The 16389-nt window shown below is 59.5% G+C and carries 14 protein-coding genes; 2 read left to right on the forward strand and 12 right to left on the reverse strand.

The window, feature by feature from the left end; all coding sequences use genetic code 11:
• Positions 1-131: 131 nt before the first annotated feature.
• Positions 132-341, forward strand: a complete 210-nt coding sequence (locus ACA060_RS05410) for a cold-shock protein (protein WP_497315879.1) — start codon at positions 132-134, stop codon at positions 339-341.
• Between the two features lie 135 nt (positions 342-476).
• On the opposite strand, the gene ACA060_RS05415 is transcribed toward ACA060_RS05410, so the two are convergent.
• From ACA060_RS05415 to ACA060_RS05430, 4 genes are all read right to left on the reverse strand, one after another.
• Entirely contained in the window at positions 477-854 is a 378-nt protein-coding gene (locus ACA060_RS05415) for a hypothetical protein (protein ID WP_128872768.1), read from the reverse strand.
• A gap of 75 nt (positions 855-929) precedes the next feature.
• Positions 930-1739 (reverse strand): putative RNA methyltransferase, encoded by an 810-nt coding sequence (locus ACA060_RS05420; protein WP_497315881.1) that lies wholly within the window; start codon positions 1737-1739, stop codon positions 930-932.
• Complete coding sequence (dapE, locus tag ACA060_RS05425; RefSeq protein WP_497315883.1) at positions 1739-2890, reverse strand: succinyl-diaminopimelate desuccinylase; 1152 nt, start codon at positions 2888-2890, stop codon at positions 1739-1741. The genes ACA060_RS05420 and dapE overlap by 1 nt, the downstream gene beginning before the upstream one ends.
• Before the next feature lie 220 nt (positions 2891-3110).
• A complete protein-coding gene (locus ACA060_RS05430; protein WP_109628196.1) occupies positions 3111-5702 on the reverse strand; it encodes a glycosyltransferase in 2592 nt (863 codons plus the stop codon).
• A 218-nt stretch (positions 5703-5920) separates the two neighbouring features.
• On the opposite strand from ACA060_RS05430, the gene tcdA reads away from it, so the two are divergent.
• Positions 5921-6733 (forward strand): tRNA cyclic N6-threonylcarbamoyladenosine(37) synthase TcdA, encoded by an 813-nt coding sequence (gene tcdA / locus ACA060_RS05435; protein ID WP_497315885.1) that lies wholly within the window; start codon positions 5921-5923, stop codon positions 6731-6733.
• Positions 6734-6822: 89 nt separating this feature from the next.
• Here tcdA and ACA060_RS05440 read toward each other — a convergent pair whose 3' ends face one another.
• From ACA060_RS05440 to ACA060_RS05475, 8 genes are all read right to left on the reverse strand, one after another.
• Positions 6823-7227, reverse strand: a complete 405-nt coding sequence (locus tag ACA060_RS05440) for a SufE family protein (RefSeq protein WP_109628198.1) — start codon at positions 7225-7227, stop codon at positions 6823-6825.
• A complete protein-coding gene (locus ACA060_RS05445) occupies positions 7224-8429 on the reverse strand; it encodes an aminotransferase class V-fold PLP-dependent enzyme (protein WP_497315887.1) in 1206 nt (401 codons plus the stop codon). The genes ACA060_RS05440 and ACA060_RS05445 overlap by 4 nt, the downstream gene beginning before the upstream one ends.
• Positions 8430-8591: 162 nt before the next feature.
• Positions 8592-9626, reverse strand: coding sequence for a 2,3,4,5-tetrahydropyridine-2,6-dicarboxylate N-succinyltransferase (dapD, locus tag ACA060_RS05450; protein ID WP_497315889.1), 1035 nt, complete (start codon positions 9624-9626; stop codon positions 8592-8594).
• A gap of 33 nt (positions 9627-9659) precedes the next feature.
• Positions 9660-10022 carry an ArsC family reductase gene (locus tag ACA060_RS05455; RefSeq protein WP_497315891.1) on the reverse strand — a complete coding sequence of 121 codons (363 nt, stop codon included), beginning with the start codon at positions 10020-10022 and terminating at the stop codon, positions 9660-9662.
• 469 nt (positions 10023-10491) lie between these two features.
• Positions 10492-11238 (reverse strand): M12 family metallopeptidase, encoded by a 747-nt coding sequence (locus tag ACA060_RS05460; protein WP_497315893.1) that lies wholly within the window; start codon positions 11236-11238, stop codon positions 10492-10494.
• A 111-nt stretch (positions 11239-11349) separates the two neighbouring features.
• Positions 11350-11997: a zinc metalloprotease gene (locus ACA060_RS05465; protein WP_497315895.1), complete on the reverse strand. Its 648-nt coding sequence runs from the start codon at positions 11995-11997 to the stop codon at positions 11350-11352.
• A gap of 371 nt (positions 11998-12368) precedes the next feature.
• Positions 12369-13568: a succinyldiaminopimelate transaminase gene (gene dapC, locus ACA060_RS05470; RefSeq protein WP_497315897.1), complete on the reverse strand. Its 1200-nt coding sequence runs from the start codon at positions 13566-13568 to the stop codon at positions 12369-12371.
• 93 nt (positions 13569-13661) lie between these two features.
• A complete protein-coding gene (locus tag ACA060_RS05475; RefSeq protein WP_109628205.1) occupies positions 13662-16364 on the reverse strand; it encodes a [protein-PII] uridylyltransferase in 2703 nt (900 codons plus the stop codon).
• Between the last annotated feature and the right edge of the window lie 25 nt (positions 16365-16389).

Genomic DNA, 16389 nt, shown 5'->3' on the forward strand with positions numbered 1-16389 from the left:
CTCGGGCGGCCGATAGTGTGCCGGATTCGCCGAAAATCGGCAAAAAAGCGGGTAAGTAAAGTTGAGTTGAGAGTTTTGGCGCCTGTCATATACTCGGCGGCTCAACAATAAAAAGAAGGGGGTATCGATTCATGGCTACGCGCGAAACCGGCAATGTGAAGTGGTTCAACGACGCCAAGGGCTACGGCTTCATTCAGCGCGAGGACGGGGTGGACGTGTTCGTGCATTACCGCGCGATCCGCGGCGAGGGGCATCGTTCGCTGGCTGAAGGTCAGCAGGTTGAATACGCCGTGGTGACGGGCGAGAAGGGGTTGCAGGCTGAGGATGTGATAGGTCTGTAAACCCACCTTCCAGTTCACCCAAAACCACTGTGGGAGCGGGCTTGCTCGCGAATGCGGTGTCTCAGTCAACATCTTTGCTGCCTGACACACCGCATTCGCGAGCAAGCCCGCTCCCACATGGGGTTGGTGTCGTTCTTACGCGGTTTTCCAGGTGATCTCTTCTTCACCGTCGGCGCTGATGCGCATCCAGCGATCCGCCGTCTCTTCACCTTCTTCCTCGACCCACGTACCCGGCGCACAACGCACTTCGACGTTCAGCGCGGCAAACGCGGCGCGGGCGCAAGCGATGTCGTCTTCCCACGGGGTCTGGTCGCTGTCCAGGAACAGGCTGTTCCATTTGCCGACGGCTTTTGGCAGCCAGGTGACGGGCACGTTGCCGGCCTTGCACTTGTAGGTCTGGCCCTTCTTGACCCATTCACTGCACTGGCCCAACGCTTCGCTAAGCCAGTCTGCGACGGCCTTGTAGTCGACGTCGGCGTCTTTCAGGTAAATCTCGATATCGGGTTGGCGCATGGATGTCCTCACTGCGGGTCTGAAAAATCCATTCGCGGATTTAGCCGGCCTCGAGCCATTGCTCAAGACCAAAAATTATTGAAGCACGAAGTAATCGTAGCGCATCGAAACGGTGACCTCGAACGGCTCAACCTGCTCGATGACCGCCGCTCGGCGTTCGGCACTGGCGCGCCAGCCGTGGGGCGTCATGGCCAGCAGGTTGGCGCGATCCTGACCCTTTGAAAGCGTCAGTTTGAATTCCAGGGTTTCGCTGTGTTGCAGCGCCATGCCTTCCGGCACCAGGGCCAGATGCTTGTCGTCGGTGTATTCACGGACTTCGTCGTACAGCCGCTCGCGCAATTCCATCAGATGGCCGCTGGTCGGCCCGACTTTCATCAAGCCGCCGCCGGGGCTGAGCAAGCGCTTGGCTTCCTCCCAATCCAGCGGACTGAAGACGCTGGCGAGAAACTGGCAGCTCCCCGAGGCCAACGGCACCCGCGCCATGCTGGCGATCAACCAGGTCAGCTGCGGGTTGCGTTTGCAGGCGCGTTTCACCGCTTCCCGGGAGATGTCCAGGGCGTACCCGTCAGCGTTGGGCAAGGCCTCGGCGATTTGCGCGGTGTAATAACCCTCGCCACACCCGATGTCCAGCCAGCGCTGCGGCGCGTATTGCGCAGCCAGCTCTGCCAGGCGCTTTGCCACCGGTGCGTAATGGCCGGCGTTCAGGAAGTCGCGACGGGCTTCGACCATGGCGAGGTTATCCCCTGGGTCGCGGCTGTTCTTGTGCTGCACCGGCAGCAGGTTCAGGTAACCCTGCCGCGCACGGTCGAAACGATGCCCGGCGGGGCAGGCCACGCCGTTGTCCACCGCGTTCAGCGGTTCGCTGCAGATCGGGCAGGCGAGCATCAGGCGAGCAACTTGATCAGGGTCTGGTAGTAGATTTCGGTCAGCACGTCGAGGTCGGCAGCCAGTACGCGCTCGTTGACCTGGTGGATCGTCGCGTTGACCGGGCCCAGTTCAACCACCTGAGTGCCCATGGTCGCAATAAAGCGTCCATCGGAGGTGCCACCGCTGGTGGAGGCTTTGGTGTCGCGACCGGTTACGTCCTTGATGCTTGAAGCGACGGCATCCAGCAACGCGCCCGGTTCGGTCAGGAACGGCAGACCGGACAGCGCCCAGTCGATGTGCCAGTCCAGGCCATGTTTGTCGAGGATGTCGGCGACGCGCTTTTGCAAGCCTTCAACGGTGGATTCGGTGGAGAAACGGAAGTTGAACACCGCCACCAGGTCGCCCGGAATCACGTTGGTCGCGCCGGTGCCGGAATTGACGTTGGAGATCTGGAAACTGGTCGGCGGGAAGAAATCGTTGCCGTGGTCCCAATGCTCGGCGGCCAGTTCGGCCAGGGCCGGGGCGGCGAGGTGGATCGGGTTCTTCGCGAGATGTGGATAGGCCACGTGACCCTGCACACCGCGTACGGTCAGCTTGGCGCCGAGGGAGCCACGACGGCCGTTCTTGACCACGTCACCCACCAGGGTGGTGCTCGACGGTTCGCCGACGATGCACCAGTCCAGACGTTCCTTACGGGCGGCAAGGCGTTCGACCACTGCCTTGGTGCCGTGGTGCGCCGGGCCTTCTTCGTCGCTGGTGATCAGGAAAGCGACCTTGCCCTTGTGGTCCGGGTAGTCGGCGACAAAGCGCTCGGCCGCCACTGTCATCGAGGCGAGGCTGCCTTTCATGTCCGCCGCGCCACGGCCACAGAGCATGCCGTGTTCGTCGATCAGCGCGTTGAACGGGTCGATCTGCCAGGCGGTTACCGGGCCGGTCGGCACCACGTCGGTGTGACCGGCGAAGCACAGCACCGGGCCGTCGTGTTTGCCGTGGGTGGCCCAGAAGTTATCCACATCTTCGATGCGCATCGGTTCCAGGGTGAAGCCGGCATCGCCCAGGCGCTGCATCATCTGCTTCTGGCAATCGGCGTCAACCGGCGTCACGGACGGACGGCGGATCAGGTCGATGGCGAGTTGAAGGGTCGGCGAAAGGTCGGCGTGGGCCGTCATGGAAAACTCCGGAAATCTTGAATATGGGCGCGGACTAAATGTGGGAGCCAGCCTGCTGGCGATGGCGGTGTGTCAGTCAACATAAACGTTGATTGTTACATTGCCATCGCCAGCAGGCTGGCTCCCACAGGGATGGATATCACGCCAAGCCCCGCAAAATGGCGGTTATCTTAAAGCAAAACGGCGACCATTGGCCGCCGTTTAGTGCATCTGTAGAGATTTAGACTGCCGGTGCCGTCTCTGTCGCGACCACCGGTTTCGGCAGCGAAGACAGGAACGCCATGATCAGCGCCGCCAGGTACGGCAGCGACTGAACCAGCAACATGGTCACCCAGAAGCGCATGTCGTTGCTCGGCATGCCGTTCACCAAGTAAATCCCCAGTGCCGCGCCCCACAACAGCAGCATGATGAACACCTCTTCGCGCGCCTCCGAGATCGCCACCCAGAAACCGTGGTTATCGGCGTTCTTCGGTGTGCGGAAAAACGGAATGCTGCTGGTGAAGAAGCCGTACAGCACCGCTTTGGCGATGGTGTGCGACAACGCCAGGCCGGCCAGTGCCGCGCAGAACGCATCCTTGAGGTTGACCCCCACTGCACGACGGTAGAGGAAGATGATCTTGCCGACCTTGAACACGAACAGCGCCAGTGGCGGGATCGCGAAAATCAGCAACGGCGGATCGACCCGCTGCGGCACGATGATCATCGCCGCCGACCACAACAAGGCGCCCACGGTGAAGAAGATGTTCATGCCGTCCGCGACCCACGGCAACCAGCCCGCGAGGAAGTGGTAACGCTGGCCACGGGTCAGCTCGGTGCCCTTGCCGCGAAGCAAGCTGGTGGTGTGACGCTTGATGATCTGAATCGCGCCATAGGCCCAGCGGAATCGCTGTTTCTTGAAGTCGATAAAGGTATCGGGCATCAGGCCTTTGCCATAGCTGGTGTGGTAATACGCCGCCGACAGGCCTTTCTCGAACACGCGCAGACCCAACTCGGCGTCTTCACAGATGCACCAGTCGGCCCAGCCCAGTTCCTCGAGCACAGAGCGTCGGGTCATCGTCATGGTGCCGTGCTGGATGATCGCGTCACGGTCGTTGCGGGTGACCATGCCGATGTGGAAGAAGCCTTTGTATTCCGCGTAGCACAGCTTTTTGAAGGTGCTTTCGTTCTGGTCGCGGTAATCCTGTGGCGACTGCACCACGGCGATTTTCGGATCGGCGAAGTGCGGCACCATGTGCTTGAGCCAGTTCGGGTCGACGCAGTAGTCCGAATCGATCACCGCAATGACTTCGGCATCCTTGGCGGTGTGCGGAATCAGATAATTCAGTGCACCACCCTTGAAACCGGCCAACGGCGCGACGTGGAAGAACTTGAAGCGCGGGCCGAGGGTTTCGCAGTAATCGCGCACCGGTTCCCAGACCGCCGGGTCCTTGGTGTTGTTGTCGATGATCAGGACTTCGAAGTCCGGATAGTCGAGGTTGGCCAGGGCGTTGAGGGTCTGTTTGACCATCTCCGGCGGCTCGTTGTAGCAAGGGACGTGGATCGATACCTTCGGTCTGTAGTCCGATTCGCCGACCACCGGCAGGAATTCACGCCGGCGCTTGTGGGTCCAGACCGCCTCGGCCAGTTCATGCGCCTCGGTCAGTAGCACGATAAAGACCCCGAGTGCGCCGAGTGCGAGTAGGCCCCCGACCGTCAGGCTGAACCAGGTGCTGTATTGCAGGCTGTAGTCGTAACCGATCCACACCAGCACCGATCCGCAAAGGAAGGCGATAAAGGTCAGGAAGGTGCGGCCGCGTTGACGCAGGGCCGAGCCGTCGATCATCAGCAGGGTCAGGGACAGCAGCGCCAGGACCACCGAACCGACCGCCAGCACGCGCCATTGCGGGATCGCAACGACCGGGCCTTCGAAGTTGAATTTCTGCTGGCGTGCGGCGTTGAAAACACCCCAGTAAGCGCCCACCGAACCTTCGTCGCTGGCCTTCCATGGTTGGTCAAACGCTTCGATCACGAAGTAGTTGAAACCCTGGCGGTTGAGCTTGTTGACCAGTGTGCGCAGGTAAATCGCCTGGTCTGCCGGCGATGCATCGGCACCGCCGCGCATACGACCGTTGCTCGGCCAGCCGACTTCCGACAGCAACAGCGGTTTTTTCGGGAACATTTTTTTCAGATCACGGGCACGGTCCAGTACGAACTGCCCGGATTGCTCCATCGGCACATGTTCCCAGTACGGCAGGACGTGGGCAGCGATCAGGTCGACGTGCTTGGCCAGGCTCGGGTTTTCTTCCCAGACGTGCCATTGCTCGGACGTGGTCACCGGCACTTTCACCGCCGCGCGAACGCGATCCAGAATAATGCTGAGTTCTGCAGCGGTAATTTCCTTACGGAAGATCGCCTCGTTGCCTACAACCACGCGAACCACGCTGCGGGAGGTGTTGGCGAGTTCGATGGCGCGCAGGATCTCACGCTCGTTGCGCTCCTCGTCCGGGCTGATCCAGATACCGAGGGTGACCCGCAGACCGAATTCTTCCGCCAGTTTGGGGATGTCTTGCAGGGAGCCGTCGACCGAGTAAGTACGGATGTTGTCCGTCAGCTTGCTCATGATCTCCAGGTCGCGACGCATTTCATCGTCGGTCGGATACTGCTCTTTTTGTGGGTACTGACCCTGCTGGAACGGCGAGTACGAAAAGCCGGAGATCTGCTCAGGCCAGTTGGGAGCGGTGACCGGGCGATTGATCAGCGCCCAGAAGCCGGTAAACAAGGCTGCGATGGCGAGCACCACGACCAGGTTGAGTCCAAATTTACGCGATGACATAGTTATTTCAGGTTCCAAAGGCTGTGGAACGAAGGACCGGTCGGCGTGTGCCAAGGGGCGCGCATCCTACACCGGGCATTCCTTGAGCGTATAGCTGGCAGGGAAATGCCCTACGTTTGGCAATCCCGTTTCGCATAAGTTCTTTCGCTTGTCGCGGTAACTTAGATCTTGTTGCAGTACTAGCCCTATAATGCGCGCCGGTTTTTGGGGTAATGGTCATGAGTACAGAAGATCCGCGGTTTGCAGGCATCGCCCGTTTGTATGGCATCGACGGCCTGGCGCGCCTGCGCGCAGCCCATGTGGCGATCGTCGGCGTCGGTGGCGTCGGTTCCTGGGCGGCGGAAGCCATCGCCCGGTGTGGCGTGGGCGAGATTTCGCTGTTCGACCTCGATGACGTCTGCGTCAGCAACGCCAACCGTCAGTTGCACGCGCTGGACAGCACCGTCGGCAAACCCAAGGTCGAGGTGATGGCCGAGCGTTTACGCGGTATCAACCCGGACTGCACGGTGCACGCGGTGGCGGATTTCGTCACGCGCGAAACCATGGCCGAGTACATCACGCCGAACATCGACTGCGTGATCGACTGCATCGACAGCGTGAATGCGAAAGCGGCGCTGATTGCATGGTGCAAACGCCGCAAGATCCAGATCATCACCACCGGCGGGGCGGGCGGGCAGATCGACCCGACGTTGATCCAGGTCTGCGACCTGAACCGGACTTTCAATGATCCACTGGCGTCGAAAGTGCGCTCGACCCTGCGCCGGGACTACGGCTTCTCGCGCACCGTCACGCGTCATTACAGCGTGCCGTGCGTGTTTTCCACCGAACAACTGCGCTACCCGAAGCCGGATGGCAGCATTTGTCTGCAGAAGAGTTTTGTCGGCGATGGCGTGAAGCTCGACTGCGCCGGCGGGTTTGGCGCGGTGATGATGGTGACGGCGACGTTCGGCATGGTCGCGGCGACCAAGGCTGTGGATAAGATTGTGGCGGGTGTGCGGCGGCCGGCGGATCGGGTCAAACCTCAAGTTTGATGGTGTGGTTGATGGCCCTCTTCGCGAGCAAGCCCGCTCCCACGTTGGAATGCATTCCCCTGTGGGAGCGGGCTTGCTCGCGAAGGCGATTAGCCTGCCAACTCATTCATTCGCTGTAATACAGCATTGAGACCATTACTGCGCGAAGGCGACAGTTGCCGCGAAAGCCCAAGCTGACTGAACCACTCCGGCAAATCCACCTGCCGCAACTCATCCGCCGACAACCCGTTGACCCGCGCCAGCAGCAAGGCCACCAACCCGCGGATCAACCGTGCATCGCTGCTCGCCGCAAACTGCCAGTGACCGTCATCCAGCGAACCCACCAACCACACCTGGCTTTCACAGCCATGCACACGGTTGGCGTCGATTTTATCCACATCGTTCAAGGCAGGTAGACGGTCGCCCCATTGCATCAGCAACCGCGCCCGCTGTTCCCAGCCCGGCGCATTCTGAAAGGTTGCTAGTGCGATAGCGGCATCGGCCGGCAAGCTCATCGCAACAACTCCAGCGCCTGATCCAGCGCTTCAAAGAATCGCTCCAGATCTTCAGAGTCGTTGTACAGCGCCAACGACACCCGGATCGCCCCGGCCAGCTCGAAGCTTTTGAGCAACGGCATCGCGCAGTGATGTCCGGCGCGCACCGCGATCCCCTGTTCGGTCAGCAAATGCGCCAGATCAGAGTTATGCACACCCTCGACGACAAAACTGGCCAAGGCCAGTTGCGGCTTGCCCAGCAGCCGAATGCCATTGCGCGCTTCAAGACCTTTCAACAAATAGTCATGCAGCGCCGCTTCATGGGCAGACACGGCGTCCTGATCAAGCCCCGCCAGATAATCCAGCGTTGCCCCAAGGCCGATCACACTGGCAATCGGCGGTGTGCCCGCCTCGAAACCCAATGGGGCAGGGCGAAAGCGTGAACTGTGGTAATCCGCATCCAGCACCATCTCGCCGCCAAACTGCCAATGGCGCAGTTGTTTGAGCGCTTCATGGCGACCGAACAACACGCCCAGACCGTCGGGGCCATAGAGCTTGTGGCTGGAGAACACATAAAAGTCGCAACCTAGCGCCTGCACGTCATGCCGGCCATGAACCACGCCTTGTGCGCCATCGACCACGGTCAATGCGTCGTGCGCCTTGGCCATCGCCAGCAAGGCGGGCAAGGGCTGCCAGGCGCCGAGCACGTTCGATAGCTGACTGACCGCCAGCAAACGGGTGTGCGGACTGATCAATTGCGCGGCGGCATCAAGGTCGATCAAACCGTCAGCGTCCAGCGGCAGAATCACCAGTTTCAAGTCGCGACGCAGAGCCAGTTGCTGCCACGGCAGCAGGTTGGCGTGGTGCTCCAGGGCGCTGATGACAATTTCATCGCCCGGGTTGAATAAGTGCTCCAGGCCATACGCCAGGAGGTTCAGCGCGGAAGTCGCGCCGTGGGTAAAGATGATTTGCCCGCAATCGCCGGCATTCAGCCATTGGGCGACTTTGCTGCGGCTGGCCTCGAACGCCTGGGTGGCATGGGCGCCGGGCAAGTGTTGCGCCCGATGCACGTTGGCCGCGCCATTGGCGTAGTAATGCGCCAAAGCGTCCAGCAGGGCTTGAGGTTTTTGCGTGGTAGCGGCGTTGTCCAGATAGGTCTGGTCCTGCCGTTGCAGCGCGGCGATGGCCGGGAAGTCGGCGCGCCAGGGGGAGGGAATCATCATGTTATGCGGCCCTGGTCAACATGGGCGGGTGTACGCCTGACCTGATGGTCGGGCCTACGCCGAACCTGTAGGAGCGAAGCTTGCACGCGAAGCTTTTTGGCGGCCTCAAGGGCCCTTTCGCGAGCAAGCTTCGCTCCTACAGGGTAATCCGTGTGGCGCTGCTTAGTTGTGAGCGTGCAGCGCTTCGTTCAGTTCGATCGCCGATTTGTGGGTTTTGCATTCCACAGCACCGGTTTCCGAATTGCGGCGGAACAGCAGGTCAGGTTGCCCCGCCAGTTCTCGGGCCTTCACGACTTTGACCAGCTGATTTTTTTCATCCAGCAGCGCGACTTTGGTACCCGCGGTCACGTACAAACCCGACTCAACGGTATTGCGATCGCCCAACGGAATGCCGATACCGGCGTTCGCACCGATCAGGCAGCCTTCGCCGACCTTGATCACGATATTGCCGCCGCCCGACAGGGTGCCCATGGTCGAGCAACCGCCGCCCAAGTCGGAACCCTTGCCGACGAACACGCCAGCCGACACACGACCTTCGATCATGCCCGGGCCTTCGGTGCCGGCGTTGAAGTTGACGAAACCTTCGTGCATCACGGTGGTGCCTTCGCCGACATAAGCGCCCAGACGAATACGCGCCGCGTCAGCGATACGCACGCCAGCCGGAACGACGTAGTCGGTCATTTTCGGGAACTTGTCCACCGAGAACACTTCCAGCAGCTCGCCGCGCAGGCGGGCTTCCAGTTGATGCTCGGCCAGTTCGGCGAGGTCGATGGCGCCCTGGCTGGTCCAGGCCACGTTCGGCAGCAGCGGGAACACGCCCGCCAGGTTCAGGCCGTGGGGCTTGACCAGGCGATGGGACAGCAAATGCAGCTTGAGGTAAGCCTCAGGCGTGGAGGTCAGCTGAGCGTCTTCGGCCAGGATGGTCGCGACCAGCGGCTTGTGGCTCTCGGCCAGGCGGGTCAGCAAAGCAGCCTGAGCCGCGTCGACGCCTTTCAGCGCTTCAGCCAATTGCGAAGCCTGAGCGGTGCTGAACGCGATGGCCTGATTGCCTTCGGCGTAGCCCAGAACTGGTGCGATAGCCGCGACCAGTTCGGCAGACGGGTTAAGCAGTGGCTGTGCGTAAAACACTTCCAGCCATGCGCCTTGACGGTTTTGAGTGCCGACACCAAAGGCCAGGCTGAACAGGGTAGTGGACATGTTGATACCTCTAACAAAATGGAACGGGCTGCCTTACTTGAGCGCTGCCGCGTAGATATCTGGCTTGAAGCCAATCAGGGTTCGTTCACCGAGATCAAGCACCGGGCGCTTGATCATCGAGGGTTGTGCGAGCATCAGTTCGATCGCTTTCGCTTGGTCGAGATCGGCTTTGCGTTCGTCGTCGAGTTTGCGAAAGGTCGTGCCTGCACGGTTCAACACCACTTGCCAGCCGTGCTCGTCGCACCATTGGTTCAGGTGTTCACGGTCGATTCCGGCCGTCTTGTAATCATGGAAGTCATAGCTGACAGCGTGTTCATCGAGCCAGGTGCGCGCCTTTTTCATGGTGTCGCAGGCTTTGATGCCGAAAAGGTGCAACGTTTTGCTTGAAACGGTCAAGGAATTGCCCCCTTTGCAGGTGCTGGAAATTAAAGGTGACGGATTATGCCATGACCGAGCGGTTTCGCGTCGGCCGTGGTTGTCATGCCACCGCAAAACCTGTGGGAGCGGTGTGTCAGGACGATGCGACATGGGCTCAACGGCCAGCCCGCAGTCTAAGTGGCTAATATGGCACTTCAATGCTGTCGATTGCCTGGGCGCCGCGTTTTATGCAAACCGCCTGCAACGTCCGGGTTCGCTTTGGTTGGCAATAACAGGCGTGTATCACTGGCCAACGCCGATGTGGCGTTCGTAAAAGGCGCTGCGGGCGCAGCGCCTGGAGTTGTATAGTCTCTGTCGTCATCACCAGATGGGTGATGACGTATTACAAGAGGTGTCGTGTGGGCCGGATTTGAGTGAGACCAATCCCGGATCGGTCAAATAGGCCTCCAAGGCCAATAGCGAGGTGACACAGGCTGCTGGGCCTGAATCAGACGGCGTCGATCGATCGAAACTTCGGATAGGCTTTGCGCATGACTCGCCTGTCCAGCATGCTGATTTTTGTGTTGATACCCACCTCCCAATCCTCAGTCGTCAACTCGTTCGGAACCGGGTAGTGCATGATCGAATCCTTATCGTAGGGGCCCGATAAATAGTCGCTGCCTTGAAGGGGCGTCAGGACATTAAGGTCCGTGTCTTCATCGGTCCACCCATAGTTGGTTTTATAAAATTCGTAGACTTTCGGTTTGTCCCAGGGAATGTTTGCCTTTGGGTGTTGCTGCTCGTGCTTTAGCCCCAGTGCGTGACCGAACTCGTGCAGGACGGTTGCTTCGAATTCTGGATGGTCCATTTCAATGTTCAGATTCAGCGTCGGCTGGTGTTGTTCGTACAACAGCGCATCGGTTCCCACTGCGGAGTCGTTGGTTGCGCTGGATGTGGAAATCCTGATCTCGCTTTCACCGTCATCAACAAATTCGAAGTGCAAGTTGACTGAGGGTTGCCATTGTTTGATCAACGCTTCGATGGCTAGCCGTTTCGTTTGAGTTGGAGTATCCACGAACGCGATTCTTAACGTCCGGCCGTTACCCCAGAATTTGCTCCAGATGCCGATGGCGCGCTTGGTACGTCGACCCGCAGAAGAGGGTTGGGCGTTGCGGGGGTTTTCCAGGATGGCTGCATCGTAAGAGGCGAGTTCATCACTGGGGTGGATTGTTTTGCATGGAGTAATAGAGTGCATGATTAACTTACTTGTCGTTCGCTTGCTGAGGTTTTGTCCGTTGGCGTAAGAACGGGGACTTTGTTTTCGATGGCCATGACAAATTAACTGCGTTCTGTGAAAGCCGGCGACTTACTCATTGTCGGGATACGGATAAGCCTTCGCCATGAAAGCCTTGTCTTTTTCGCTGAGATCAAAATTGAGAAAAACCTGGAAGTCGCCTTCGGTCCAGGATTGCTGGATGACGTAGTGCATGATTGACTTTCGGTCGTACTCTGAATAAACGCTTGCGTCGGGGGCTGCGCGATCCAGGTACCATTGGTGCAGTCTTTCTCGCGTCACTCTGGCGCGGTAGTTGTCTTCTTCAGGGTTGTCGGTTATTCCATGTTGCGCATAAAGGGCTGACGTGTTCCAGGGGATGTTTGCCGTCGGGTGGGTCTGCTCATGTTCTGCCCCCAGCATATGTCCGAATTCATGCATCACATTGGCTGCAAAATAACGAGCGTGGATGGGTGAGTGTGGCCAGAGCCTCATTGTCGGCTCATCTGCAGATAACAGTGCATCTGTGCCGACTTTAGACGAGAACGTTCCTTCCTCGCTCAGTATGCGGATGTCGCCTTCTTTACCTTCGACGAATTCGAATTTCAAGTTGATGTGCGGTAGCCAATGGCTGGCTGCAGAGATGGTCGCGGCTTTAAATTCTTCGGTGCCATTGAGAAAGGCGATGCGAAGAGTGCGGCCGGGAGTCCAGAACTTGGAAGGATTTTTCTTGGCCCACATTATTTTGCAACTCCTGGGGAAACCTGAGTTGGCGTGTGCGCTGTATTTGCAAAGTGACAGAGGGCGTCGAAGTCTTCGGGCGCTATTATAGAAAAAGTTACGCTGTAATCCATGGTCTAACTTCCTTGTTTGATTAATAGGGGTGCGGCTTTTTACGGAAGTAGAATTTAGTGTTGGTGACAGGTTTAGTAAAGTGGAAAACTTGCGGGGTGTGTTACTTGGTGTTGTTAGAATTGTCGGGTATTGCACTCGACAAACAATATGGCTTTGTAAACGCTGTAGTGTCTTGTGATGGAGTAGGGCTTGTTGTATTGAAGTCGGATCTGGTCATACAAGTTGCCGTGCCAGATTGACTGGCACGGCTTCATGGATTACTGCTTGCGGGTAATAAACGCGCGAATACGTTCGGCGGCTTCCACGCATTCCGCCAGAGGCGCGACCAGCGCCATCCGCACTCGACCGGCACCTGGGTTGACGCCATCCACCTCACGGGACAGGTAAGAACCCGGCACCACCGTCACATGTTCTTCAACAAACAGATCACGGCAAAACGCTTCGTCGTCGCCCTCAACATTCGGCCACAAATAAAAACCGCCGTCTGGACGCTGCACGTCCATCACTGGACCGAGGATCTCCAGCACCGCATCGTACTTCTCGCGGTACAGCGCTCGGTTGGCGCGTACATGCACTTCGTCATTCCACGCGGCGACGCTGGCCAGTTGGGTCTGAACCGGCATGGCGCAGCCGTGGTAGGTGCGATAGAGCAGGAAACCTTTGAGGATGTCGGCATCACCGGCGACAAATCCTGAGCGCAGGCCTGGCAGATTGGAGCGCTTGGACAAGCTGTGGAACACCACGCAGCGCTTGAAGTCCTTGCGGCCCAGTTCCACGCAGGCACTGAGCAGACCGGCCGGCGGGGTTTGTTCGTCGAAGTACAGTTCGCTGTAGCACTCGTCGGCGGCAATCACGAAGTCGTATTCGTCAGCCAAGGCGATCAGCTTCTTCAGGGTGTCGACTGGAATCAGCGCGCCGGTCGGGTTGCCTGGTGAGCACAGGAACAGGATCTGGCAGCGTTTCCAGATGTCTGACGAGACCGCGTCGAAATCGGGGTTGAAGCCGTTCTCGTCCAGGCACGGCAGGTAATGTGGCTTGGCCCCGGCGAGGAATGCCGCGCCTTCGTAGATCTGATAGAACGGGTTCGGGCTGACCACCAGGGCGTCTTCGCCACGGTTGACCACGGTCTGGGTGAAGGCAAACAACGCTTCACGGGTGCCGTTGACCGGCAGCACGTTGCGCGCCGGGTCAAGCCAGCCGGTCGGAACGTTGAAGCGGCGTTCGCACCATGCAGCGATGGCTTCACGCAAAGCCGGGATGCCGAGCGTGGTCGGGTACACGGCCATCTGATCCAGATTGCTTGCCAGGGCTTCGGCGACGAAGCTTGGCGAACGGTGCTTCGGCTCGCCAATGGACAGCGCGATGGCGCGCTTGTCCGGGTTTGGCGTGACGCTGCCGAGCAGGGCGCGGAGCTTCTCGAACGGGTAGGGCTGCAACTGGTTCAGAGCGTTGTTCATGGGGGCCTCTTCTAATGTGGGATCGAGCTTTTGTGGTGAGGGGATAAATTCCCTCACCACAAAAGCTCGATCCCACAGGGAAAGTTGGTTAGTTCAAATACTCAAGCGTGACAATTTGATATCGGGTTCATTACTGACAGTCAGCTGTTCAACGATCGCATCCTGCAAGCGGGTGCACAGCAACGGGTCGGACAGCGGATGGTTGTTCGCGTCGGTGATGAAGAACACGTCTTCCACGCGTTCGCCGAGGGTCGCAATCTTGGCGTTCTGCAGCGACAGGTCGAACTCGAGGAAGATCGTGCCGATTCGCGCCAGCAGCCCCGGGCGATCCGGCGCGCTGAGTTCCAGCACTGTCACCGGGCGCTGCGCGTCATTGTGGATCGTCACCTGTGGCGCAAAGGCGAAATGCTTGAGCTGGCGCGGCACGCGGCGCTGGATGATGGTCGGGTAGTCGTCCGGATTGCGCAACGCTTCGGTCAGGCCTTCGCGGATCTGTTTGACCCGTGCCGGGTTATCGCCGATCGAGTCGCCGTCAGTGTCGAGCACGATGTAGGTGTCGAGGGTGAACTGGCTGCTGGAGGTGATGACCCGGGCGTCGTGAATGTTCAGGTTGAGCTGGTCCATCGCGGCCACGGTCACGGCGAAGAAGTCGTGCTGGTCGGGCGCATAGATGAAGATCTGCGTGCCGCCCTCGAATTCGCGCTGGGTGGTTTCCTTGATCAATACCAGCGGCCCGCCATCGGCTGGTTGCTGGAGGATCGCGTCACTGTGCCAGGCGACGTCGCCGGCGGTGTGACGCAGGAAATAGTCATCGCCCAATTGCGACCACAGCTGTTCGACATCGTCCGGATCGGTACCGCCGCGCACAAGAATGTCCAGGGCTGCACTTTGGGTCTGGCGGATCTGCATTTCGCGATCCACCGGGTTTTCCAGGCCGCGGCGCAAGGCGCGCTTGGTCTCGGTGTAGAGCTGGCGCAAGAGGCTGGCCCGCCAGGAGTTCCACAGCGTCGGGTTGGTGGCGTTGATATCGGCGACGGTCAGCACATACAGATAGTCGAGACGGGTTTCGTCGGCGACGGCTTGTGCGAAGTCATGGATCACCTGCGGGTCGGACAAGTCCTTGCGTTGGGCGGTGGTCGACATCACCAGGTGATTCTGCACCAGCCAGACGATCAGGCGGCTGTCCCACACCGGGAGCTGGTGGCGCTGGCAAAAGGCTTCGGCATCCACCGCACCGATTTCCGAGTGATCGCCATGCCGGCCCTTGCCAATGTCGTGGTACAGCCCGGCCAGATAAATCAGCTCGGGTTTGGGTAGCTTGGCCATGAGCTTGCTGGCCAGCGGGAATTTTTCCGACACTTGCGTGTACTGCAACTTGCGCAGGTGCTTGATCAGATTCAGGGTGTGGGCGTCGACCGTATAAATGTGAAACAGGTCGTGCTGCATCTGCCCGACAATGAAGCCGAACTCCGGCAGATAACGCCCAAGGATGCCGTAGCGGTTCATTCGGCGCAGGTTGCGGTGGATGCCGATCCTGCACTTGAACAGCTCGATAAACAGACTGGTGTTGCGGATGTCATTGCGGAAATCGTCATCGATCAGGTGACGGTGCTCGCGCAGCAGGCGAATGGTATCGGCGCGCACGCCTTTGATTTCAGGCTGCTGGGCCATCAGCACGAAGATCTCGAGCATGGCGAACGGCGTGCGGCGGAACACGTTGTCGTTGCGCGCCTCGATGTAACCGTCGTGCAGCTGGAACCTCGAGTTGATCGGCTGCGGCGGCGCTTCGTCCTCCGGGGCGAGGATGACTTCTTCGAAGTGCTGAATAATCAAGTCGCTGAGCTGGGCAATGCTCATGACCACCCGGTAATACTGCTGCATGAAGTTTTCGATGGCTTGCTTGGCGTCATCGCCCTCGAAACCCAGCAGCCCGGCAATCGAGCGCTGGTGGTCGAACAGCAGGCGGTCTTCGGAGCGCCCGGCGAGCATGTGCAGCGCGTACCGGACCTTCCACAAAAACTCTTGGGACGAGGCCAGCAGGGCGTTTTCGCTTTCGACCAGGAAGCCTTCACCGGCCAGGGCCCGCAGGTTCAGGGTGCCGTATTCGCGGCGGGCCACCCACAGAATCGTCTGAATATCCCGCAGGCCGCCAGGCGAGCCTTTGACGTTGGGTTCCAGGTTGTATTCGGTATCGTTGTATTTGTGGTGACGGGCCTTTTGCTCGGCGCGCTTGGCCAGGAAAAAGTCCTTGCTCGGCCACATGTGCGCGGTACTGGTGACGTCGAGCATGCGCTGGCGCAAACGCTCGGGGCCGCAGATGGTACGGCTCTCCATAAGGTTGGTGACGACTGTCAGGTCGGCGCGGGCCTCGACGGCGCATTCGTCGACCGAGCGAACGCTCTGACCGACTTCCAGGCCGATGTCCCACAACAACGTCAGAAAACGCTCGATGGAGTCACGGAAAACTTCGTGATCGGCGCTGTCTAGCAGGATCAGCAGGTCGATGTCGGAATAAGGGTGTAACTCGCCGCGACCGTAGCCGCCGACCGCAACCAGTGCGATGTCGGCATCTTCGCTCCAGTTGAATTGCTCCCAGGCCTTTTGCAGGATGTTATCGACGAACCAGGCGCGATCCTCGATCAGCCGGCGAATGTCGCGGCCGCTGCGAAAGCGCCCGTCGAGCACCTCGCGGGCCTGGCGGATCGCCTTCTTGAAGGCCGCGATCGGGCTTGCCTTCAGGGCCAGTTCTGCCTGGAACTGGCCGCGGTCGAAGAGTTCGGGATCCACCTGCGGCATCGATTGGCTTTCCTATCTATCTATA

It is taken from the genome of Pseudomonas sp. LBUM1671, from assembly GCF_059695685.1.